At 56.6% G+C, this 23,191-nt stretch carries 16 protein-coding genes and 4 tRNA genes; 16 read left to right on the forward strand and 4 right to left on the reverse strand.

The genetic code is table 11. The features are described 5' to 3' along the window. Nucleotides 1-124 precede the first annotated feature (124 nt). From CFB02_RS03995 to CFB02_RS04005, 3 genes are all read left to right on the forward strand, one after another. Complete coding sequence (locus CFB02_RS03995; protein WP_088556970.1) at nucleotides 125-1,804, forward strand: glutamine--tRNA ligase/YqeY domain fusion protein; 1,680 nt, start codon at nucleotides 125-127, stop codon at nucleotides 1,802-1,804. Then, nucleotides 1,801-3,189 (forward strand): cysteine--tRNA ligase, encoded by a 1,389-nt coding sequence (gene cysS / locus CFB02_RS04000; protein ID WP_088556971.1) that lies wholly within the window; start codon nucleotides 1,801-1,803, stop codon nucleotides 3,187-3,189. Before CFB02_RS03995 ends, cysS begins: the two co-directional genes overlap by 4 nt. Nucleotides 3,190-3,338: 149 nt before the next feature. Then, the gene (locus tag CFB02_RS04005) at nucleotides 3,339-5,519 is read left to right on the forward strand and encodes a malate synthase G (protein WP_088556972.1); all 2,181 of its coding nucleotides are present in this window, start codon (nucleotides 3,339-3,341) and stop codon (nucleotides 5,517-5,519) included. 83 nt (nucleotides 5,520-5,602) lie between these two features. On the opposite strand, the gene folD is transcribed toward CFB02_RS04005, so the two are convergent. Then, on the reverse strand, nucleotides 5,603-6,460 hold the full coding sequence (folD, locus tag CFB02_RS04010; protein ID WP_088556973.1) for a bifunctional methylenetetrahydrofolate dehydrogenase/methenyltetrahydrofolate cyclohydrolase FolD: 858 nt from the start codon (nucleotides 6,458-6,460) through the stop codon (nucleotides 5,603-5,605). A 234-nt stretch (nucleotides 6,461-6,694) separates the two neighbouring features. Here folD and CFB02_RS04015 point away from each other — a divergent pair. The 10 genes from CFB02_RS04015 to CFB02_RS04060 all read left to right on the forward strand — a co-directional run bounded on the left by CFB02_RS04015 (nucleotide 6,695) and on the right by CFB02_RS04060 (nucleotide 16,142). Then, nucleotides 6,695-6,771: transfer RNA gene (locus CFB02_RS04015), tRNA-Pro, on the forward strand. 33 nt (nucleotides 6,772-6,804) lie between these two features. Further along, nucleotides 6,805-6,881 (forward strand) — tRNA-Arg (locus CFB02_RS04020). 86 nt (nucleotides 6,882-6,967) lie between these two features. Beyond that, nucleotides 6,968-7,043: transfer RNA gene (locus CFB02_RS04025), tRNA-His, on the forward strand. 138 nt (nucleotides 7,044-7,181) lie between these two features. After that, nucleotides 7,182-7,266: transfer RNA gene (locus CFB02_RS04030), tRNA-Leu, on the forward strand. 309 nt (nucleotides 7,267-7,575) lie between these two features. Next, entirely contained in the window at nucleotides 7,576-8,880 is a 1,305-nt protein-coding gene (gene tig / locus CFB02_RS04035; RefSeq protein WP_088556974.1) for a trigger factor, read from the forward strand. A gap of 174 nt (nucleotides 8,881-9,054) precedes the next feature. After that, the gene (clpP, locus tag CFB02_RS04040; RefSeq protein WP_039882061.1) at nucleotides 9,055-9,690 is read left to right on the forward strand and encodes an ATP-dependent Clp endopeptidase proteolytic subunit ClpP; all 636 of its coding nucleotides are present in this window, start codon (nucleotides 9,055-9,057) and stop codon (nucleotides 9,688-9,690) included. Nucleotides 9,691-9,766: 76 nt separating this feature from the next. Beyond that, nucleotides 9,767-11,050 (forward strand): ATP-dependent Clp protease ATP-binding subunit ClpX, encoded by a 1,284-nt coding sequence (clpX, locus tag CFB02_RS04045; RefSeq protein ID WP_008174598.1) that lies wholly within the window; start codon nucleotides 9,767-9,769, stop codon nucleotides 11,048-11,050. 162 nt (nucleotides 11,051-11,212) lie between these two features. Then, a complete protein-coding gene (gene lon, locus CFB02_RS04050; protein ID WP_088556975.1) occupies nucleotides 11,213-13,630 on the forward strand; it encodes an endopeptidase La in 2,418 nt (805 codons plus the stop codon). 238 nt (nucleotides 13,631-13,868) lie between these two features. Beyond that, the gene (locus CFB02_RS04055) at nucleotides 13,869-14,141 is read left to right on the forward strand and encodes an HU family DNA-binding protein (protein ID WP_008174603.1); all 273 of its coding nucleotides are present in this window, start codon (nucleotides 13,869-13,871) and stop codon (nucleotides 14,139-14,141) included. 156 nt (nucleotides 14,142-14,297) lie between these two features. Then, nucleotides 14,298-16,142, forward strand: coding sequence for a SurA N-terminal domain-containing protein (locus CFB02_RS04060; protein WP_088556976.1), 1,845 nt, complete (start codon nucleotides 14,298-14,300; stop codon nucleotides 16,140-16,142). A gap of 112 nt (nucleotides 16,143-16,254) precedes the next feature. On the opposite strand, the gene CFB02_RS04065 is transcribed toward CFB02_RS04060, so the two are convergent. After that, a complete protein-coding gene (locus tag CFB02_RS04065; RefSeq protein ID WP_008174607.1) occupies nucleotides 16,255-17,127 on the reverse strand; it encodes a MurR/RpiR family transcriptional regulator in 873 nt (290 codons plus the stop codon). 211 nt (nucleotides 17,128-17,338) lie between these two features. Between CFB02_RS04065 and zwf the strand changes: the two genes are divergently transcribed. The 3 genes from zwf to CFB02_RS04080 are packed head-to-tail and all read left to right on the forward strand — an operon-like array spanning nucleotide 17,339 to nucleotide 20,197. Beyond that, nucleotides 17,339-18,814 carry a glucose-6-phosphate dehydrogenase gene (zwf, locus tag CFB02_RS04070; protein WP_088556977.1) on the forward strand — a complete coding sequence of 492 codons (1,476 nt, stop codon included), beginning with the start codon at nucleotides 17,339-17,341 and terminating at the stop codon, nucleotides 18,812-18,814. After that, nucleotides 18,807-19,520: a 6-phosphogluconolactonase gene (pgl, locus tag CFB02_RS04075; protein ID WP_088559155.1), complete on the forward strand. Its 714-nt coding sequence runs from the start codon at nucleotides 18,807-18,809 to the stop codon at nucleotides 19,518-19,520. Before zwf ends, pgl begins: the two co-directional genes overlap by 8 nt. Before the next feature lie 17 nt (nucleotides 19,521-19,537). Beyond that, entirely contained in the window at nucleotides 19,538-20,197 is a 660-nt protein-coding gene (locus tag CFB02_RS04080; RefSeq protein WP_172835796.1) for a bifunctional 4-hydroxy-2-oxoglutarate aldolase/2-dehydro-3-deoxy-phosphogluconate aldolase, read from the forward strand. A 413-nt stretch (nucleotides 20,198-20,610) separates the two neighbouring features. On the opposite strand, the gene pyk is transcribed toward CFB02_RS04080, so the two are convergent. Both pyk and gap read right to left on the reverse strand, forming a co-directional pair. Further along, nucleotides 20,611-22,059 carry a pyruvate kinase gene (gene pyk / locus CFB02_RS04085; RefSeq protein WP_088556978.1) on the reverse strand — a complete coding sequence of 483 codons (1,449 nt, stop codon included), beginning with the start codon at nucleotides 22,057-22,059 and terminating at the stop codon, nucleotides 20,611-20,613. Nucleotides 22,060-22,127: 68 nt separating this feature from the next. Next, a complete protein-coding gene (gene gap / locus CFB02_RS04090; RefSeq protein WP_088556979.1) occupies nucleotides 22,128-23,132 on the reverse strand; it encodes a type I glyceraldehyde-3-phosphate dehydrogenase in 1,005 nt (334 codons plus the stop codon). Nucleotides 23,133-23,191 lie beyond the last annotated feature (59 nt).

Raw genomic sequence — 23,191 nt, forward strand, 5'->3', positions numbered from 1 at the left:
CAGAAAGGTTAGGTACGTTAACGGGCCCATTGTACTCAAGAGTTTCCCGCTATGCATGAGTCCGGCAAGGATTTGTGAGTATAATACGCGGTTTAAGATTCACTCCCCTTTTAACAGAGATTGTATGAGCGCCGAGTCGAAGAAAGCCCACAACTTTATCCAGAGCCTGATCGAAGACGCCATCGCCAGCGGAGAGCATACCGGCAAGGTGGTCACCCGATTCCCGCCGGAGCCCAACGGCTACCTGCATATCGGTCATGCCAAATCGATCTGCCTGAACTTTGGCATCGCCGAGACCTTTTCCGGCGACTGTAACCTGCGGTTTGACGACACCAACCCGGAAAAGGAAAGCCAGGAATACATCGACGCCATCAAGCAGGATGTGGAATGGCTCGGTTACGAGTGGGCTGGCGACGTGCGGTACGCATCGGATTACTTCGATGCCCTCTATGAATTCGCCGAGGAGCTGATCACCCGGGACAAGGCTTACGTCTGCGCCCTGACGGCAGATGAAATGGCCGAGTATCGCGGTAGCCTCAAAGAGCCGGGCAGAAACAGCCCTTACCGGGATCGGCCGGTGGAAGAAAGTCTGCAACTGTTCCGTGATATGCGGGACGGCAAGTACCAGAACGGCGAGCTGGTGCTGCGAGCCAAGATCGATATGGCCTCTCCGAACATCAACATGCGGGATCCGATCCTTTATCGGATCCGTTACGCCGAACACCATCAGACTGGCAACAAGTGGTGCATTTACCCGATGTACGACTTTACGCATCCGATTTCAGACGCCATGGAGGGAATCACCCATTCCCTCTGCACACTGGAGTTCGAGGATCACCGGCCTTTGTATGACTGGGTGCTGGATAACATTTCCGGCCCCTGCCATCCGCGTCAGATCGAGTTTGCCCGGCTGAATCTGAACTACACCATCACCTCCAAGCGGAAGCTCAAGCGTCTGGTGGATGGGAATGTAGTTGATGGCTGGAACGATCCGCGTATGCCAACCATTTCCGGTATGCGCCGGCGTGGCTTCACGCCGGAGTCCATCCGCACCTTCTGCGACATGATCGGGGTGAACAAGGCCGGCGGCACTGTGGATGTGGGTATGCTTGAGCACGCCATTCGCGAAGACCTCAACACCCGGGCCCCGAGAGCCATGTGTGTGATGCGCCCGTTGAAAGTCACGCTGACCAATTACCCGGCGGATCAAAGCGAAACGCTCACCTTGCCAGTGCACCCGCAAAATCCGGATATGGGCGAGCGGGAAGTCCCCTGGACCCAGACTCTGTATATCGACCGGGAAGATTTCGAAATGGAGCCGCCGCGTAAATGGAAGCGGCTGGCCCCGGACCAGGCAGTACGCCTCCGTGGCGGCTATGTGATGACCTGCCGGGAAGTGATTCGTGACGACAGTGGCCAGATTGTCGAGCTCAAGTGTGAGTACGATCCCAACACCCTCGGCGTCAATCCCGAGGGCTACAAACCGAACGGCGTGATTCACTGGGTTTCGGCGAGTGACAGTGTAGAGGCAGACATCAATCTGTATGACCGCCTGTTTAACCACGAGTCGCCGGACAGTGACAAGGAAGGCGATCTGATGGATCACCTGAATCCGGAATCGCTGGTGGTTCTCAAAGGTGCGCGCGTCGAAAAGAGCCTTATCGCGCCCCGTATGGATCTCCCATACCAGTTCGAGCGGGAAGGCTACTTCTTCTGTGATCAGGCCCATACCGAGGCTGCTGGTCGGCCGGTATTCAACCGCACTGTTACGCTCAGGGATTCCTGGGGCAAGGGGGGCAAGTGATCCGCATCTACAACACGCTGACCCAAAAGAAGGAAGAGTTTCGGCCCATTGAGCCTGGCAAGGTCCGGATGTATGTCTGCGGTATGACAGTCTACGACTACTGCCACCTGGGGCATGCCCGGGTGTTGGTAGCCTTTGATGTGATTACCCGTTACCTGCGTCATCGCGGTTACGACGTGAACTATGTTCGCAATATCACCGATATTGACGACAAGATCCTGCGCCGTGCGGATGAAAACGGTGAGCCCTACGACGAGCTCACGGACCGGATGATCAAAGCCATGCACGAAGACGAAGCACGTCTCGGCGTGCTGTCACCGGATGAAGAGCCCCGAGCTACCGCGTATATCGACGAAATTATCGCGATGATCCACAAGCTGATTGCCGGCGGCCACGCCTACGCAGCGGACAATGGTGACGTCTACTTTGCGGTTGATTCCTTCGATGACTACGGCAAGCTCAGCAAGAAAAAGCTGGAGGATCTTCTGGCGGGCGCGCGGGTGGATGTTCAGGAAGCCAAGCGAAGCCCGGCGGATTTCGCGTTATGGAAAGCGGCAAAGGCAGGCGAGGTCAGCTGGCCTTCGCCCTGGGGTGATGGTCGTCCCGGCTGGCATATCGAGTGTTCGGCCATGTCAACCTGCTGCCTCGGCGACACATTCGATATTCACGGCGGTGGTCCGGATCTGTTGTTCCCGCATCATGAGAACGAGATCGCCCAGTCAGAATGTGCCACTGGCCACACCTTTGTGAACACCTGGATGCACGCGGGTGCCATCCGGGTGAACAAAGAAAAGATGTCCAAGTCCCTGGGTAACTTCTTTACCATCCGCGAGATCATGGAGAAGTACCCGGCAGAAGTGGTCCGTTACTTCCTGGTTTCCAGCCACTACCGTAGCCAGGTGGACTATTCCGAGGAAAATCTGGCCGAGGCCGGCCGCACTCTGACCCGTTTGTACCATGCACTGAGAGGCATCGTGCCCGCCAAGGCCGCCGATGTGCCGGAATCCGAGCACGACGAGCGGTTTGCCGAGGCGATGGACGACGACTTCAACACCGCGGGTGCCATTGCTGTCCTGCATGCCGTTGCCAACGAGATCAATCAGCATCGTCGCGATGGTCGTGAAGACGATGCCAAGCAAAGTGCGGCAATTCTGGTAAGGCTTGGTGGTGTTCTGGGTCTGCTGCAGCAGGACCCCGAGGCGTTCTTCCAGGCAGACACGGGTGGTGAGCTCAGCGCCGAAGACATTGAAGCGCTGATCCAGGCCAGGGCTGATGCCCGCAAGGCAAAGAATTTTGCCGAGGCCGACCGGATCCGCGACGAGCTCCTCGAGAAAGGTATTATTCTGGACGATTCCCGAGAGGGGACGACCTGGCGTAAAGCCTGAATTTCCGGAGATGCTGGTTGGTCAGACCAGTTTTGCGCGTGCAGGAATGATCTTGTAAGGATTTTCCCTTACAATGCGGCGCTCAAATTAGAATGCCCCCTCAAGATGAAGGGGGAGTCGGGAAACGTAACCCACTGAGGCAGACAACGATGACAGAACGCGTACAAGTCGGCGGCATTCAGGTCGCAAAGAATCTGTATGATTTCGTGAACAACGAAGCGATCCCGGGCACCGGAATCGATGCCGATAAATTCTGGGCAGAATTTGACAAGATCGTGAACGAGCTGGCCCCACGCAACCGTGAGTTGCTGGCCAAGCGTGATGCGATCCAGGAAAAAATGGACAGCTGGAACCGCGATCACAAGGGCCAGAAGCTGGACATGGCCGAGTACAAGTCTTTCCTGAAAGACATCGGTTACCTCGTTGACGAGCCTTCCGAATTCAAGATCTCCACCTCCAATGTCGATCCGGAAGTGGCAACCATGGCGGGCCCGCAGCTGGTGGTTCCGATCATGAATGCCCGCTTTGCTCTCAACGCGGCGAACGCGCGCTGGGGTAGCCTGTACGATGCCCTTTACGGCACTGACGCGATTTCCGAGGAGGACGGCGCGGAAAAAGGCCGTGGCTATAACCCGGTGCGCGGCGCCAAAGTTATCGAATGGGCCCGCAACCTGCTCGACAGCTCAGCTCCGCTGGCCTCTGGAAGTCACAAAGATGCTGCCAAGTATGTGGTTGAAGGTGGCAAGCTGGTTGTCAAACTGCAGAATGGTGAGACCACCGGTCTGAAAGATGAATCCGGGTTTGTTGGCCACACCGGTGCTGCTGAGGCGCCCACCGGCGTGCTGCTGGTCAAGAACGGCATGCACTTCGAGATCCAGATTGACGCCAGCCACCCGATTGGCAAAGACGACGGTGCCCACGTCAAAGACGTGCTGATGGAGTCTGCGCTGACCACCATCATGGATTGCGAAGACTCGGTAGCTGCCGTAGACGCCGACGACAAGGCACTTGCGTACCGCAACTGGCTGGGCCTGATGAAGGGCGATCTGCAGGAAACCTTCGAGAAAGGTGGCGAGCAGTTGACCCGCAAGATGAATGCGGATCGCACCTACACCGCGGCAGATGGCAGCGAGCTGAGCCTGAAAGGCCGCAGCCTGATGTTTATCCGTAACGTCGGCCACCTGATGACCAACCCGGCCATCCTGCTGAAAGACGGTAACGAAGTGCCGGAAGGCCTGATGGATGGTCTGATCACCTCGCTGATCGCCATTCACGACATGAAGGGTAACGGCAAGTTCCAGAACAGCACCAAAGGCTCCATGTATATCGTGAAGCCTAAGATGCACGGGCCGGAAGAGGTGGCATTCACCAACGAGTTCTTCGGCCGTGTCGAAGATGCGCTGGGCCTGCCCCGCTTCAGCCTGAAAGTCGGCATCATGGACGAGGAGCGTCGCACCACAGTTAACTTGAAAGCCTGTATCCACGCCGCGAAAGAGCGCGCCGTGTTCATCAATACCGGCTTCCTGGATCGCACCGGTGACGAGATTCACACCTCCATGGAACTGGGGCCGTTCATTCGCAAAGGTGCGATGAAACAGGCGACCTGGATCAATGCCTACGAGCAGTGGAACGTGGACATCGGCCTGGAAACCGGTTTCCGTGGCGTTGCCCAGATTGGTAAGGGCATGTGGGCCATGCCGGATCTGATGGCCGGCATGCTGGAGGCGAAAATCGGTCATCCGAAGGCCGGTGCGAACACCGCGTGGGTTCCGTCTCCCACGGCGGCTACACTACATGCCACTCACTATCATCAGGTGAGCGTGGCTGACGTCCAGAAGCAGCTGGAAAGCCGCACCCGTGCTGCGCTGGAAGATATCCTGACAGTACCGGTGATGGATGATCCTGCCTCTTTGAGCGCCGAAGACATCCAGCAGGAGCTGGACAACAACGCCCAGGGTATCCTCGGTTACGTTGTGCGCTGGATTGACCAGGGCGTTGGCTGCTCCAAGGTACCGGACATCAACGATGTCGGCCTGATGGAAGACCGTGCGACTCTCCGTATCGCCTCCCAGTTGCTGGCCAACTGGCTGCACCATGGTATCTGCTCTGAAGATCAGATCATGGAGACCATGAAGCGTATGGCAGCGGTGGTCGACAAGCAGAACGCCGGTGATTCAGCTTACCGCCCGATGGCCGGGAACTTCGATGACAGTGTCGCCTTCCAGGCAGCGCTGGATCTGGTTCTCAAGGGCCGCGAGCAGCCTAATGGCTACACCGAGCCGCTACTGCATGCATACCGTCTGAAGGCGAAAGCCAAATACGGGCAGTAAGAGCTGCGAAATAAAAAACCCCGCTTCGGCGGGGTTTTTTGTGGCACGTCGGATCAAGCAGAGCCTGAACCCTGACTCCGGGCTCAGTCCCTGTGCAAGACATCAGCCGCATAGAGGGTGTTTTGCAGCAGGGTGGCGATGGTCATCGGCCCTACGCCGCCGGGAACCGGCGTTATGTAGGCCGCGCGCTCCGAGGCGGCTGCGAAATCAACGTCGCCATACAGTTTCCCGTCGTCCATCCGGTTGATGCCCACATCAATCACGGTTGCACCCGGTTTTACCCAATCGCCCTTGATCAGGCCTGGCTTGCCGACGGCTGCGACCAGGATGTCAGCCTCACGAACAAACTTCTCCAGATCCGGCGTGAATCGGTGACACACGGTTGTCGTGGCACCTTTCAATAGCAGCTCCATGCTCATGGGGCGGCCGACAATGTTGGAGGCGCCAACGATGACGGCGTGCTGGCCCTTGTAGGGGGTGTCTATGCTGTCGAGCAGGGTGATAATGCCCGCCGGCGTACAGGGGCGCAGAGTGGGTTTGCGCTGCATCAGGCGGCCGATGTTGTATGGATGGAAGCCATCAACGTCTTTATCTGGCCGGATTTTTACCAGAATCGGATCTGCATCGAGATGCGAGGGCAGGGGGAGTTGCACCAGGATCCCGTCCACGGCGGGGTTCTCGTTCAGCTCATCAATCAGTGTTTCCAGCGCTTCCTGGGAAGTGTCTTCCGGCAGATCGTATGAGAGTGAGAGGATTCCCGCCTGGTCGCACGCCTTCCGTTTATTGCCCACGTACACGTGGGATGCGGGATCGTTGCCGACCAGGACTACAGCCAGTCCAGGAGCTCTGAGCCCCTGTTGGGTTCTTGCTTCCACCCCTGCGGCGACTTGCTGTCTTACTTCGGCGGCAATCTCTTTTCCGTTGATCAGTTTGGCGGTCATGTCTCGTCTTGTCGGTTGGGCATCGGTAAATTGAAGGGTTGGCATTGTCTCATGCTTCCGGCGGAACTCCAATTGGACGGTTGTCTGGGCGGGGCGCGCCGGAACTTTTGCCTGGGCGCTTTGTCACTGAAGAGACTGTTGTTTCAGGGAATTTGGAAATACGTGTTGACGGGACCCTCCGGCGCCGGTAATATGCGCGCCAACTTTGCTGAGGCACTTGTTGTTCAGTTCAGACGGGGTATAGCGCAGTCTGGTAGCGCGCCTGCTTTGGGAGCAGGATGTCGGGAGTTCGAATCTCTCTACCCCGACCAAAATTCTGAATGTTCAGGTGGGCGAACGGTCAAGCGCCCGTAGCTCAGCTGGATAGAGCACCCGCCTTCTAAGCGGGTGGTCGCAGGTTCGAGTCCTGCCGGGCGCGCCATCAAGTGGTTGGCTTGGTCCGCGCCGGAGCGACCGTAACCAGCAAAGTTGAAGTTGTGCAAATGCTGAAAGGCATATCCTGATGTGGTGGACGTAGCTCAGTTGGTAGAGCTCAGGATTGTGACTCCTGCGGTCGAGGGTTCGATCCCCTTCGTCCACCCCACTTTCCCCTTTGCTTTGATTCGCGACTCTATTGAATTTTAGAGCGGCGTCAGTCTGCGACACTTCGTGAACAAGCATGGGAGTTGGTAAAGCTGGATGTTGAGTCTGTCCAGCGACACGTTTAAAATTTCGGTTAAAAGCCTCGGTGGTGGAATTGGTAGACACGATAGGTTTAGGTCCTGTTGCCGCAAGGCGTGGGGGTTCAAGTCCCTCCCGAGGTACCAATACGAAAACCCTCTCAGTATCGCTGAGAGGGTTTTTTTGTGGCTAATAGAATGGTCCGAAAGCATGCCTTGGGGGTATTGAGGGCCTCTGCCCCTTTCTTTTTGGGTTTTAGTCCCCATCTTTTTCGGACGATAAAGTGGCGTGATCGGAATCCACCGAAGCCGTCTGTAGCTGGTGATTCTCTCGGTGGGGCAAACCGTGATAAACTACCGCCTTTTAATTTTCGGTCCTTTTGCGGGAGTTCGCCCGGAAACGGACTTTTGTTTTAAATTCATTCACATACTGAACCTGTAATTTGAGGATCTTCCATGCAAGTGTCTGTTGAAACGACCTCCAACATCGAGCGTCGCATGACGATTGGTGTGCCCGCCCAGGAAATCGACCAGGCGGTCCAGAAACGCCTGCAGGAAACCGCGCGTACCGTGCGCCTGAACGGTTTCCGTCCGGGTAAGGTGCCCATGAGCGTCGTTAAGCGTCGTTTCGGTGACAGCGTCCGCCAGGAAATCGTTGGCGAGGTTATGCGCGACAACTACATCAAGGCACTGCAGGAACAGGATATCAATCCGGCAGGTTGGCCGAAGTTCGAGCCAAAGACCATGGAAGAGGGCAAAGACCTGGAATTCGTGGCCATCTTCGAAGTGCTGCCGGAAATCGAGCTAGGCGATCTCAGCAAGGTTTCAGTCGAGAAGCTGACTTCCGAGATCACCGACAAAGATGTCGATAGCATGATCGACAACCTGCGTCGTCAGCAGGCCACCATGAAAGAAGTCAAGCGCAAGTCCAAGAACAAGGACGTGTTGACCATTGACTTCAAAGGTTTTATCGACGGTGAGGAATTCGAAGGCGGAGCCGCTGAAGGCCATCGTCTGACTCTAGGCTCCGGCCAGATGATTCCGGGCTTTGAGAAGGCCATCGTTGGTGGTAAGGCCGGCGAAGACATGGAAATCGAGGTTACCTTCCCGGAGGATTACCACAACGAAGATCTGGCAGGTAAGCCGGCCAAGTTCGAGATCAAGATTCACAAGGTTGAGGAGCCGCAGTTGCCGGAACTCGACACCGAATTCTTCAAGAAGTTCGGTATCGATGCCGAAGACGAAGCGACTTTCCGCGAAGAAGTCAAAAAGAACATGGAGCGCGAGCTCAAGCAAGCGGTTTCCAACAAGGTCAAGAACGACGTTGTTGACGGACTGCTGGAAACCACTGAGCTGGATATTCCGGCTGCTCTGGTTGATCAGGAGATTGATCGTCTCCGTCAGGACGCCGTCCAGCGTTTCGGCGGCCAGATTGATCCGCAGCAGCTGCCCAAGGAGATTTTCCAGGAGCAGGCTGAGCGCCGCGTGAAGACTGGCCTGCTGTTCCAGGAAGTGGTCAAGAAAAACGACCTGAAAGCCGACCCGGCCAAGGTAGACGAAAAGATCCAGGAGATCGCGTCTACGTATGAACAGCCAGAAGAAGTGGTTGCACACTTCAACAGCAACCCGGAGCAGAAGTCTCAGATCGAGTCTTCAGTCCTGGAAGATGCGGTTGTTGACCACGTGCTGGAGCAGGCCCAGGTCAAAGAAAAGAAAGTCAAATATGAAGAGGCCGTTCAGGCCGGTCAGCCCCAGCGCTGATTTTGCCCGGGATCGGAGTAGAAAGCCGGTCCCGAAGGCCGACCCCCGAGAACAGCCGGCATGCCCGGCTGTTTTCATCTGGGGCCGCTGCTGGCAAAGTATGGGGTGCAACTTTTTTGAAACTGCCGTGGCGCGAGTCCACGACCCATTGTCCATAAGGAGTTCAGGCGCATCATGACGCAGAAACCAATTGATGGTCCCGCAATGGTTACCAATTCCGGACTGGTACCGATTGTTATCGAGCAGACAGCTCGCGGCGAGCGGTCGTTCGACATTTATTCCCGTCTGCTCAAGGAGCGGGTGATCTTCATGGTGGGTCCGGTTGAGGACCACATGGCGAATCTGATTGTGGCCCAGCTCCTGTTCCTCGAGTCTGAAAACCCGGACAAGGATATTCACCTCTATATCAACAGCCCTGGCGGCTCTGTAACTGCAGGTATGTCAATCTACGACACCATGCAGTTTATCAAGCCGGATGTCGCCACCCTTTGCGTTGGCCAGGCGGCCAGCATGGGTGCCTTCCTTTTGGCGGGTGGTGCCGCGGGTAAGCGGGCGTGTCTGCCGAACTCCCGAGTGATGATTCACCAGCCGCTGGGTGGCTATCAGGGTCAGGCAACGGATATCGAAATTCACACCCGTGAAATCCTGAAGATTCGGCATACCCTGAATTCGATCCTGGCCCATCACACCGGTCAGGATCTGGAGACTATCGCCAAGGATACGGACCGTGACAACTTCATGGATCCGGCTCAGGCGAAAGAGTATGGGCTGATCGATTCAATACTTGATAAGCGCGTACCGAATAAATAATACTGGAAGTAATCGCATCATACTTGGCCGGCGTATTAGGCAGTGACGCCGGCAAAACGAGATCAGAGGTATTTCAATGGCAGATGAAAGAAACGGCAGGGGCGACGATAACGGCAAGTTGCTCTACTGCTCGTTTTGTGGAAAGAGCCAGCATGAAGTCCGAAAGCTCATTGCAGGGCCCTCGGTGTTCATCTGCGACGAGTGTGTTGACCTGTGCAATGACATTATCCGGGAGGAAATCCAGGAGAATGCACAGGAAGAGCCGAGCGATCGCCTTCCTACACCGGCCGAGATCCGCAATACCCTTGATGAATACGTGATTGGTCAGGATCGGGCTAAGGTAGTCTTGTCGGTGGCGGTCTACAACCACTACAAGCGTCTGCGTTATGGCGAAGGTAAGGGTGATGTCGAGCTTGGCAAGAGTAACATTTTGCTGATCGGTCCGACCGGTAGTGGTAAGACTCTGCTGGCCGAGACTCTGGCTCGGATGCTGAACGTGCCCTTTACGATCGCCGACGCCACCACGCTGACTGAAGCCGGCTACGTTGGTGAGGATGTCGAGAACATCATCCAGAAGCTTCTGCAGAAATGCGATTACGATGTCGACAAGGCCCAGCGCGGCATAGTCTACATTGACGAGATCGACAAGATTTCCCGGAAGTCTGACAACCCTTCCATTACCCGGGATGTTTCCGGTGAGGGTGTTCAGCAGGCGCTGTTGAAGCTGATCGAGGGTACCGTTGCATCGGTACCGCCGCAGGGTGGTCGCAAGCATCCGCAGCAGGAATTTCTGCAGGTTGATACCGGCAATATGCTGTTTATCTGCGGTGGCGCCTTTGCCGGATTGGACAAGGTGATTCGCGAGCGTACCGAGAAGAACAGCATCGGTTTCTCTGCTTCGGTTGCCAGTCAGGACGATGCCAAGAACACCGGCGACGTCATCAAGGACGTGGAGACTGAGGACCTGGTGAAGTACGGCCTGATTCCGGAGTTTGTTGGTCGTTTGCCGGTAGTGGCAACTCTCAACGAACTTGATGAAGAAGCGCTGGTACAGATTCTGACCGAGCCCAAGAACTCCCTGACCAAGCAGTACCAGAAACTGTTTGATATGGAAGGGGTCGAGCTTGATTTTCGTGAAGATGCGCTTCGGGCTGTTGCCCGCAAGGCCATGGAGAGAAAGACAGGCGCCCGTGGTCTGCGCTCCATTATGGAAGCGACGCTTCTGGACACCATGTACCAGATTCCCTCTGAGCATGACGTGACCAAAGTGGTGATCGATGAGAGCGTGATCAGCGGGGACTCCGAGCCCTTCAAGATCTACGCCAGCAGTGATCACGCCAAGGCTGTGCCCGAGGATTGAGTCTAGGTCAGCGGTTGAAATGAGAAGGGGCGGCAACGCCCCTTTTCGCGTTTTTGTATCGCGATATTCCCGCCCTGTTTCGTTTGGTAAAAAGATTGCAATTTTTGCGGGCGCCCCAATGAAGGGTGATATGCTGAAGTAAATACCGTCAGAGGATTCCCAATGACCCGTATACCCGAAGATGCCGTGCAAGAGTACCCGCTGCTTCCGCTGCGTGACGTAGTGGTGTTTCCGCACATGGTGGTCCCACTGTTCGTGGGCCGAGAAAAATCCATTCAGGCTCTGGAAGCCGCGATGGAAGGAAGTAAGGAAATCCTCCTGGTAGCCCAGAAAGACGCCTCTACTGATGAGCCGGGTCCGAAGGATGTGTTCGATATGGGCACGCTGGCCACGGTCCTGCAAATGCTTCGCCTGCCCGATGGCACCGTCAAGGTGTTGGTAGAGGGCAACGCCCGAGCGACCATCAGCGGTATCTCCGAGGGTGAGTACCTGTCCGGTGGCGCTGTCCTGATGGATGAAGAAGGGCTGCCCGAGCGCGAGCAGGAGGTCCTGATAAAGACCCTGATGGACGAGTTCGAGAAGTACGTGAAACTCTCCAAAAAGGTCCCTTCCGAGGTCTCCAATGCTCTCACCGGTATTGAGGAGCTTGAACGCCTGGCCGACACCATGGCTGCTCACCTGGAAATGCGTATTCCGGAAAAGCAGGAACTGCTGGAAGCGCTGGATATTCGCAAACGGGTGGACTTGCTGCTCGGCAAGCTGGATGGCGAAATCGACCTGATTGAGGTTGAGAAGCGCATCCGTGGCCGCGTGAAAAAGCAGATGGAGCGCAGCCAGTGCGAGTACTACCTGAACGAACAGATGAAGGCTATCCAGAAAGAGATGGGTAACCTGGGCGAAGGCAACAACGACTTCGAGGAGCTTGAGCAGAAGCTGGAAGAAGCCGGATTGCCGGAAGAGGCCCGCAAAAAGACTGAAACGGAGCTGAATAAGCTGAAGATGATGTCTCCGATGTCTGCGGAAGCGACCGTTGTCCGTGGCTATATTGACTGGATGCTGGCGATTCCCTGGAAGAAGCGCAGCCGTGTCCGCCACGACATCGAAAAAGCCCGTGAAATTCTCGATCGGGACCACTACGGCCTCGATGAAGTCAAAAAGCGCATTCTGGAATACCTTGCGGTTCAGAGCCGTGTGAAGAAGGTCAAGGGTCCTGTGCTCTGCCTGGTTGGTCCTCCCGGGGTGGGCAAGACCTCGCTCGGTCAGTCCATTGCCCGTGCGACCAACCGGAAGTACACCCGGATGGCCCTCGGCGGCGTGCGTGATGAAGCTGAAATCCGCGGCCACCGGAAAACCTACATTGGTGCGTTGCCCGGTAAGCTTCTTCAGAAGCTGTCCAAGGTGGGCGTGAAGAATCCGCTGTTCCTGTTCGATGAAATCGACAAGATGGGCATGGATCATCGTGGTGATCCGGCCTCGGCGCTGCTGGAGGTTCTGGACCCGGAACAGAATCACACGTTCAACGATCACTATCTGGAAGTGGATTACGATCTCTCCGATGTGATGTTCGTGTGTACCTCTAACTCCATGGACATTCCTCCCGCCCTGCTGGACCGGATGGAAATCATCCGTATCCCGGGTTACACGGAGGACGAGAAGGTCAATATTGCGCTGCGGTATCTGTTGCCGAAGCAGATCAAGGCCAACGGCCTGCGCAAGGACGAGCTCAAGTTGCCAGAGGACACCCTTCGCGACCTGATCCGCTATTACACCCGTGAAGCCGGTGTACGTGGCCTGGAGCGCGAGATTGCCAAGATCTGCCGCAAGGTGGTTCGCGACCATGTGGAGAGCGGAGAGAAGGTCTCAGTCACTCTCACGCAGGACATGCTCGAAGATTACTCGGGGGTCAAGAAATTCAAGTACGGCCTCGCCGAGGAAAAGAACGAGATTGGTCAGGTGACCGGTCTGGCTTGGACCCAGGTGGGTGGCGAACTGCTGCATATTGAGTGCGCCCTCACGCCTGGCAAGGGCCGGGTCGTGAAGACGGGTTCCCTGGGTGATGTCATGCAGGAGTCCATCCAGACGGCCTTGACCGTGGTACGTAGCCGGGCACCTGGTCTTGGAATTGCTGATGATTTCCACGAGAAGCACGATCTGCACGTGCACGTACCGGAGGGTGCGACACCGAAAGATGGTCCCAGTGCCGGTATCGGTATGTGCACAGCGCTGGTTTCTTCACTGACCAAGATTCCGGTTCGCGCCGACGTTGCAATGACCGGTGAAATCACTCTGCGTGGGCGTGTTCTTGCCATCGGTGGGTTGAAAGAAAAGCTTCTGGCAGCGCATCGTGGTGGTATCAAGACGGTGATCATTCCAGACGAGAATGTGAGGGATCTCAAGGAGATACCTGAGAACATCAAGGAGTCGCTGGAGATTCGTCCGGTGAAGTGGATTGACGAAGTGCTGGATATTGCACTGGCCTATCCACCCGAGCCCAGGGCTGAAGGTTCATCTCCGGAAACGGGTTCTGGTAAGCCGCGTGACGAAGAAGGCGACGCGTCAGAGCGCATAAATACACATTAAAGCCTTGATGAGTTGTTGACATGCCTGAGAGCCCATTGGTATAACTGTTTCGCCGTGAAGCAGCCAATACCAAGGGCTCCCGCGCAGTCAGTCCCTATTCCGAATGCCGGTATAAAGCCGAAAGGAATAAGAAAAGTGAAGAATGGAATTCTCCGACCGCTTATGCGATAGTCGAGAACGACCTAGAAAAAACAAACCAACCTATAACATCTTCAACCTGAAATCGAAGGGGTTTAGTGTGAACAAGTCCGAACTTATCGATGCAATTGCAGAGTCCGCAGATATCTCCAAAGCCGCCGCTGGCCGTGCTCTGGACGCAATGACCAACTCAATCACCGGTGCCCTGAAAAAAGGCGATCAGGTAACTCTGATCGGTTTTGGTACCTTCTCCGTAAAAGAGCGTGCTGCTCGTACCGGTCGTAACCCGCAGACTGGTGCCGAGATCAAGATTCCGGCCTCCAAAGTGCCTGGGTTCAAAGCAGGCAAGGCCCTGAAAGACGCCGTTAAGTAACGGTTCTTTCTCCGGTGGCTTCTGTCGCAGGAAGCCACCCAAGAAGAATTCAAGGCGCATTCTACACAGGGTGCGCCTTTTTACGTTAGGTCCGCCCTTCGCCGCGCGCTGAAACGAATAAAACTGCACTACCTTGAACAGGGATCCGGGAGAAACATGCTTCAAGATATTCGGAACAATGCCCAGGGCACGATCGCCAAGGTCATCATTGGTCTTCTTATTGTGTCGCTATCCATCTGGGGGATGGACGCCATTGTCGGCGGCTTCTCCGGCGAGCCTGAGGTGGCAACCGTCAACGGCGAGGATATTACCGAGCGGGAGTTTCTCCGCGTGGTCCAGATGGAGAGTCAGCGCCGGCTATCCAGAATGGAAAACCCGGATCCCTCAATGCTTGACGAGGACCAGATTCGCACAGACGTTCTGGATTCCCTGATCCAGGAGCAGGTCCTGATCCAGGATGCCAACGCTCAGGGACTGGAACTCAATGATGCTGATATCGATTCGTTGATTACCCAGATGCCGCAGTTCCAGGTGGATGGCCAGTTCAATCGCGACCGCTTTGTGGCTACAGTCCGGAATATGGGCATGGGCGTGGGCGAGTTTCGCGAAGCCATGCGCAAGCAATATGTGGTGAACCAGATCCGTGCGGGGATCATTCAGAGTGGCCTGGTGGCGGATGAGAATGCCGAACAGCTGCTCCAGATTCAGAACCAGACACGCAGTTTCCGGGTGCTGGATATTCCTGCCAGCTCAGTGGCGGACACGGTATCGGTTTCTGATGCTGACGTTGAAGCCTTTTATGAAGAAAACTCGAGTGCGTTTCAACAGTCGGAGCGTGTAGACGCTGCCTACATCACGCTTTCGCTGGGTGCCCTTGCTGAGAGTATTGAAGTTGACGATGCGGAGCTTCAGGCCTACTACGAGCAGCAGGCGGCCGATCTGGCCAGTGAAGAGCGTCGGGCGTCCCACATCCTGATCGAAGAGGGCAGTGACGCGGACGAAACCATGGCAACGATCCAGGAGCGCCTGGCGGCCGGGGAGTCATTTGCTGACCTGGCGCGGGAGTATTCCATTGATACCGTTTCGGCCGAAGACGGCGGCGACCTGGGCTATGCCGGTCGTGGCATTTACGCCGAGCCCTTCGAGGAAGCCCTGTTTGCCCTTGAGGAAGGCGAAGTTTCCGAGCCGGTTCGGACATCGTTCGGGGTTCATCTTATTCGCCTGGAGGATGTCAGGGAGTCAGAGGTGCCGTCTCTGGATGAAATGGAAGAGCAGCTCCGTCGTGAGCTGGCCCGTGAAAAGGCTCGTGAGCAGTTTGCTGAAGTCCGGGCAGAGCTTGCCGACTCCGCGTATGCCGCCGATGATCTGGTCGGCCCTGCCGAAGAACTCGGGCTTGAGGTACGGGAGGCCAACGGCGTTACCCGTGACGGTGGTCAGGCGCCGTTTGACCACGCCGGTCTGGTACGACAGTTGTTTTCCGAAGATGTCCTGAACGCGGGTTACAACACCGAGTTGATCGATGTGGGCGACAACGTGTCTGTCGTCGCCCGGGTGAATAAGTATTATGAAGCCGAGCAACTGCCGCTGGATCAGGTTCGCGATCAGATCCGGACGACGCTGGAGCAGCGCAAGACGCGGGAAGCTCTTTCTGAAAGGGCTGACGCGATTATCGCTGAGCTTGAGTCAGGTGAGAGCCCCGAGGGTATTGGTGAGTGGTCCAGCTATGAAGGGCTGGCACGGAACGCCTCCGAGGCAGGTCCCGCCATTCTCCAGCAGGTGTTTTCTTTGCCGCGCCCAGCGGATGGCGCCCGGTTTGGCAAGTCTGTGATGGCTAATTCTGCCGCGGTGATCGCGCTGGACGAGGTCACGGACGGGCAGGTCTCGGAGGGTGGTACCGAACTGAACCAGCTTCGGGAATTCCTGGCATCTCTTGAAGGCCAGAGGGAATACGCGGCGTACCAGCAGTTCCTTCGAAACCGTGCGGAGGTCGAGAGACCCTGATATACGCCTCATGAAAAAGGCGCCGAATGGCGCCCCTCGATCAACGAAAAGCCCGGTGCGAATGCCCGGGCTTTTTTATATCTGCTGATCCATTCTATTGTGACGCTGAGGCTCAGGTCGGCGGGAAGCGGGTAGGCTTGAGGCTTTCCTTAATCTTCTTGAGGTGCCCGAGGAAATCCGCGCCGCGTTTGAGGGTTACGCCGGTTGCCAGAATGTCGATAACGCTCAGATGAATGATGCGAGAGGACATTGGCATATAGACCTCGGTGTCCTCCGGAGCGGTGACGCCCAGCACCACCGTGCAGCTTTCCGCCAGGGGGGAATCGGGGTTGGTGATACCGATCACCGTAGCACCGTTGGCCCGCGCCAGTTGCGCGATATCCACGGTTTCCCGGGTGCGGCCCGTGTAGGAAATGAGCACGATAACATCGCCCACGTTGGCGCCGGCCGCCACCATGCGCTGCATCAGGGCGTCGTCATAGGACATGACCGGGATATTGAAGCGGAAGAACTTGTGCTGGGCATCCATAGCCACAGCGGCAGATCCGCCCATGCCAAAGAAATTGATCTGTTTGGCCTGGATCAGGTAATCGATGGCCGTTGCAAGGGCTTTCGGGTCGAGCGCCTGCCGAGCCTTATCCAGGCTGGCAATGGTACTGAGCATGATCTTGTCGGCGAATTCGGCAACGGTGTCGTCGGGCTCCACGTTCTGGCCGATATAGGGGGTGCCGGTGGCGATGCTCTGGGCGAGGCGAATCTTGAAATCCGGGAAGCCTGTGGCCGAGAAACCCCGGCAGAAACGGTTAACGGTGGGTTCGCTGACGTCGGCGGCTCTGGCCAGGGCAGCTATGCTGTAACGGGTGGCCGCGCTTGGGTCACGGAGAATGGCCTCGGCCACTTTCCGCTCGGATTTGTTAAGGGTCTCCAGCCTGGACTGGATGTCCTCAAGCAGATTGTCGTCACGGTGCGCCTGGTTCGCGGCCATCAATGGTACTCCCTGAATCATGGGCGGTCGTTGTCTTGAAAACGCGGTGATTATACCCCTTTTTTACCGGCTTTGGGGTAGTAAAAGTATCACGAAACGCAATTGTTTCTTGGAAAAATGATTTCCGGATGTCATTATTTGGCTAAAATTACTACATTAGGTTCTGTCGTCGAGTTTTTGCGACGGACTGCCCACCAGAGAGAAGGAACCAATGGTCAACAAGATCAATACCCGTTGTGACCTGATGTTATTCGGAGCCTTGGGTGACCTTGCCCAGCGAAAACTGTTTCCGGCGCTTTACCAGCTGGAGCGCGCGAACCTCTTGCCGGATGGAAGCCGGGTCCTGGCGATTGCCCGCTCAGATGCTGATACCGAGACCGTGCGCCAGCAGTTGTTTGACAAGCTGAAGCAGCACGTAAAGCCGGAAGAGTTCGATGCTGGACTGGCCAAATCCTTTCTGAAGCGGGTCGATTACCAGATTCTGGATTTTAACGAACCCGACGCTTTTGGTGTGCTCAACGAGTGGCGTGATGACGTCAATAATGAGCTTATTGTTTATATGGCCACCCCGCCGTCCATGTATGGCGTCATAGCCCGAAACCTGCGGTCCGCCAGTTGCTGCACCGAGAAGACGCGGGTGGTGGTCGAGAAGCCGATCGGTCACGACCTGGAGTCGTCGAAGGTGATCAACGATGAGCTTGGCGAGGTCTATAACGAGAACCAGCTGTTCCGGATTGATCATTACCTGGGTAAGGAAACGGTCCAGAACCTGATCGCTCTGCGTTTTGCCAACAACCTGTTCGCCTCCCAGTGGGACCAGAACCACATTTCCCACGTGGAGATCACGGTGGCCGAGAGCGTTGGCATTGAGGGGCGGTGGGGGTATTTCGACAAGGCTGGCCAGATTCGCGATATGATCCAGAACCACCTGTTGCAGCTGCTGTGCCTGATTGCCATGGACCCGCCCTCGGACCTGTCTGCCGACAGTATCCGGGATGAGAAGGTCAAGGTTCTCAAGGCCTTGAAGCGCATCACGCCTGACATGATGGACAGTTACGTGGTGCGGGGCCAGTACACCGCCGGCACCAGTAACGGCAGACCGGTGCCCGGCTACCTGGAAGAAGAGGGGGCAAACAAGGGCAGCGCCACTGAAACCTTCGTTGCCCTGAAAGCAGAGATCGATAACTGGCGCTGGTCGGGTGTGCCGTTTTACATTCGCACCGGCAAACGTCTCCCCGAAAAGCTGTCCCAGATCATCATCCACTTCAAGCCTGCGCCCCATTACATTTTTGACCCGGACCAGAAGCACCTGGCCAACAACAAGCTGATTATCCGTCTGCAGCCTGACGAAGGCATGGCTCTGAAAATCCTCACCAAGGACCAGGGCCTGGATAAGGGCATGCGACTTCGTCAAGGCCCTCTAGAGCTCACCTTCTCTGAGACCTTTGTTACCGATCGGATTCCCGATGCCTACGAGCGTTTGTTGTGGGAGGTAATGAAGGGTAACCAGTACCTGTTTGTGCGCCGAGACGAAGTGGAGTATGCCTGGCGCTGGGTAGATCAGGTTATTCGGAACTGGAAGGATGGTGGCGAGCCGCCAAAACGTTACGCGGCGGGAACCTGGGGCCCCGTCGCTTCCATTGCCATGATTACCCGGGATGGGAGGAGCTGGTATGAAGATGTCTGATCTGCGTTTGCCCGAGGGTGTCAGCGACCGCTCAGGTGAAACGGCTGATGGCGTGGCCCTGGATCTTGCCGATGCCGTCGCCGGATTTCTGGCGGCCCGCCTGAGAGAAGCGCCCAGGGCGAGCCTGGTGGTATCCGGCGGTTCCACGCCGCTGCCATTTTTCAGAGCGCTGTCCGGCAAGGATCTGGACTGGGGCAGGGTAGACGTTCTGCTGGCGGATGAGCGTTGGGTGGAAGAGAGCGACGACGCCAGCAATACCCGCCTGGTTCGGGAGAACCTGCTTCAGAACAAGGCGGCCTCGGCCCGATTCCGGTCGCTCAAACAGCCTGGTGCGACACCCTCAGAGGGGCTTGAGCGAGTGAAGGCCGAGCTGTCGGACCTGGCCATGCCCATCGACGTGCTTATTCTTGGTATGGGCAAAGACGGCCATACCGCCTCACTGTTTCCCGACGCACCCGAATTGGAAAGTGCGATGAATCCTGAATGCCCGGAAATCGTTGCGGCGGCCACGCCCGCGTCGCAGCCGCAGAAACGCATCACCTTGACCTGGCCACCCCTGAGGGATGCCCGATTCACCGCGTTGCATCTGAAGGGCGAGGACAAACTGCAGACGCTGGACCGGGCTATGTCTGAACCGGACAAGGTGCTCGAGATGCCCATCAGAGCTTTTCTGAAACCAGGCCTCCAGGTGTTCTGGAGTCCCTGAAACGCCCGACATTTGTTATGGAGAAAACCGTGAGCCAACTTTCCGATTACCATCGCGAGCGCGTCAGGGCAGTTCTGCAATCCTCACCCCTGGTGCCGGTCATCGCCATTCAGGACCTCGACGCCGCCGTGCCCCTTTGTCAGGCTCTCGTTGATGGCGGCATCAACGTCCTCGAAATTACCCTGCGCACTGAACACGGCCTAAAAGCAATCGAAGAAGTCCGCAAAGCCATTCCGGACGCCTGGGTAGGCGCGGGGACCGTCACCAGCATTGCCCAGTACCGCCAGGTAGAGGCCGCTGGCGCCCAGTTCGTAATCACCCCGGGAGTAACCGAAGCCATCCTGGAATTCGGCCTAACCTCCGAAGCCCCGCTGTTGCCGGGCATTGCCACCATCTCGGAAATGATGATTGGCTATAACCTCGGCTACCGCGAATTCAAATTCTTCCCCGCCGAAGTCGCCGGCGGTATTCCAGCTCTCAAAGCCTTCAGCGGCCCATTTCCGGACGTTACTTTTTGCCCCACCGGCGGCATCCGCCGCAACACCGCGGCCGATTACCTAGCCCTCGGCAACGTCCAGGCCGTTGGTGGCACCTGGTTGACTCCTGCAGATGTGGTGGCGGCCAAAGACTGGGAACAGATCACCGAGATTGCTCGGGGGAGTCTTGCTGACCTCTGACCGTGGTTAATTGCCTATGTAGCCTGCTTCTTGAGAGTTTTCGCCCTTTGGGGCGGGGCTTCCGGGAAACGCTACGAGCACATCCATGTGCGCTTGGCGCTGGCCATCCATGGCCAGCGACATTCCCGGAAGCCCCGCCCCAAAGGGCTTGGCATAATTTCCGATAACGCGAGAATTCGTCGTAATTTCGCGATACTCGAGAAACTGTCACGCCGAGATAACTGCAACATTCTGAAGGAGGGAGTGGGGTTCCCCTTTCCAAAAATGTCTGTGGCCAAGGATGGCCACAGACAAGCGCACATGGATGTGCTCGTAGCGGTTTTTGGAAAGGGGAACCCCACTGCCGCCGGCACAAAATCTCAGGCTACAAGGTCAAGCGCCAAGCGACAGAGGGCTGGAGAAAGAAAAGAGAATCAGCGAATGTCAGAGCCAACCCGAACAATCTTCATGGTATTGGTCCCACCCTGGGCATTCACATAATCACCCTTGGTAATCACCACCAGATCACCATCCTTGACCTCGCCACGATTCACCAGCTCCGACACCGCCAGGGCATTGGTCTGCTCATTGGGTATCTTGGCAGAATCGAAAGGCACCGTCTGAACGCCACGGAACATAACGACCCGATGCTGGGTGGAGTGATGCCGTGAAAACGCAAAGATCGGCAGGCTGGATTTGATGCGAGACATCAACCTCGGCGTGGCACCCGTCTCCGTCATGCAGATAATGGCCGAGACACCCTCAAGGTGGTTCGCTGCGTACATGGCGGAAAGAGCGATAGCTTCATCAACTTCCTCCATGCTCTCGTGAATCCGGTGTTTGGACTGATGCATCGACGGATGCTTCTCTGCGCCCAGGCAGATACGCACCATGGCTTCGACTGCTTCCTTGGGATAATCGCCCACAGCCGTTTCCGCAGACAGCATCACTGCATCGGTATAGTCCATCACCGCGTTGGCAACGTCTGAGACTTCGGCTCGCGTTGGCATCGGGCTGGTGATCATCGACTCCATCATCTGCGTGGCCGTGATCACCGCGCGGTTGAGAACGCGGGCGCGGGAGATGATGTGTTTCTGAACGCCCACCAGCTGGGCGTCGCCGATTTCAACGGCCAGGTCGCCACGGGCAACCATGACCGCATCGGATGCTTCGATTACTGCGTCCAGGGCTTCCACATCATCGGCCAGTTCCGCGCGCTCAATTTTTGCGACCAGGCCTGCGTCGGAGCCAGCCTCTTTCAACAGGCGCCGGGCAATGTGCATATCCTCGGCTGTGCGCACAAACGAAACCGCCACGTAATCCGCCCCCAGCTTGGCGGCCGTCACGATGTCCTGTTTGTCTTTCTCCGTCAGTGCATCGGCGGACAGGCCGCCGCCGCGCTTGTTCAGGCCCTTGTTATTCGATAGCGGGCCTCCGATAAGTACGGTGGAAGTGATGCTGTGGTCGCTGACCGACTGCACTTCCATCTCAATGCGGCCATCGTCCAGAACCAGAATGTCTCCCGGTTTCACATCTTCGATCAGTTGCTCGTAGTCGATGCCGACCTTTTCCTCGGTACCCGCCTCCTTGTCCATGGCAGCGTCCAGAATAAACGTCTGGCCTGCCTTGAGGGTGACCTTGTTCTCCGAGAACCGTGCGATGCGCAACTTGGGGCCCTGCAAATCGGCCAGCAACGCGACAAACCGGCCCTGTGCCGCTGCTGCTTCGCGAACACGGCGGGCTCGGCCGATATGCTCTTCGGCGCTGCCGTGGGAAAAGTTGAGTCGGGTGACATCCACACCGGCGGCGATAATGGCCGCGAGGGATTCCGGTGAGTCGGTGGCCGGGCCGAGGGTGGCGACAATCTTGGTACGCCTGAGCATGGTTGGTGTCCTTTGGTTCTTCAAAATGGTCTCGAAAAGAGTAGCGGAATCAACCGAAACGGCCAGATTTACTGGCCGGCCTTGATCAAGGCGAGGGCATTATCCAGCATTCGGTTCGAAAATCCCCATTCATTGTCGTACCAGGCCATGACTTTTACGTGACGGCCCAGAACCCGGGTGTGGTTCGCGTCATAGATGCTGGAAAGTGCGTTGTGATTGAAGTCCACGCTGACCAGTTTCTCGATATTATAACCAAGAACCGGGTTTTTCTCGGCCGCTGTTTTTATCGCCTCGTTTACTTCGTCAACGGTCGTTTCGCGGCTGGCGATGAAGCCAAAGTCCACCAATGATACGTTGATAGTGGGGACGCGAACTGCGAGGCCATCAAGCTTTCCCTCAAGTTCCGGAATAACCTTGCCAATGGCGGCGGCGGCGCCGGTCTTCGTTGGAATCATCGATTGAGTGGCAGAGCGAGCGCGGTAAAGATCAGAGTGGTACACGTCGCTCAGTTTCTGATCGTTGGTGTAGGAGTGGATGGTGGTCATCAGGCCACTCTCGATGCCGATGGCCTTGTGCAAAGCTTCAACAACCGGTGCAAGGCAGTTGGTGGTGCAAGACGCGTTGGAGATAATCTCGTGGTTGGTGGTCAGGGTTTCGTGATTCACGCCGTAGACAATCATGGCATCCGCATCGGGGCTGGGTGCAGAGATGATAACCTTGCGCGCGCCGGCTTTCAGGTGAGCTGCCGCCTTGTCCCGTTTGGTGAAAAGCCCGGTGCACTCGAAAACAACATCGACACGGTGATCTTTCCAGGGCAGTTCTTCGGGGTTGCGCAGTGCTGTGATGGCAATGCGGTCGCCGTTCACGGTCAGTGATTCTGAATCGTGGCTGACATCGGCCTCAAATCGACCATGAACACTGTCATACTTGAGCAAATGGGCGTTGGTTTCGGCGTCGCCAAGGTCGTTAATGGCAACAACCTGTAGCTGGCTCCGGTAGTTATTTTCATACAATGCTCTGAGAACATTGCGACCGATGCGGCCAAAACCGTTGATTGCGATACGGATCGTCATTGTCTGACTCCTTGGGTGGTCGTTTTTTGTTCGTTGCACCTAAGTAATGTAGTAAATAT

It is taken from the genome of Marinobacter sp. es.042, assembly GCF_900188315.1.
Taxonomy (GTDB): Bacteria; Pseudomonadota; Gammaproteobacteria; order Pseudomonadales; family Oleiphilaceae; genus Marinobacter.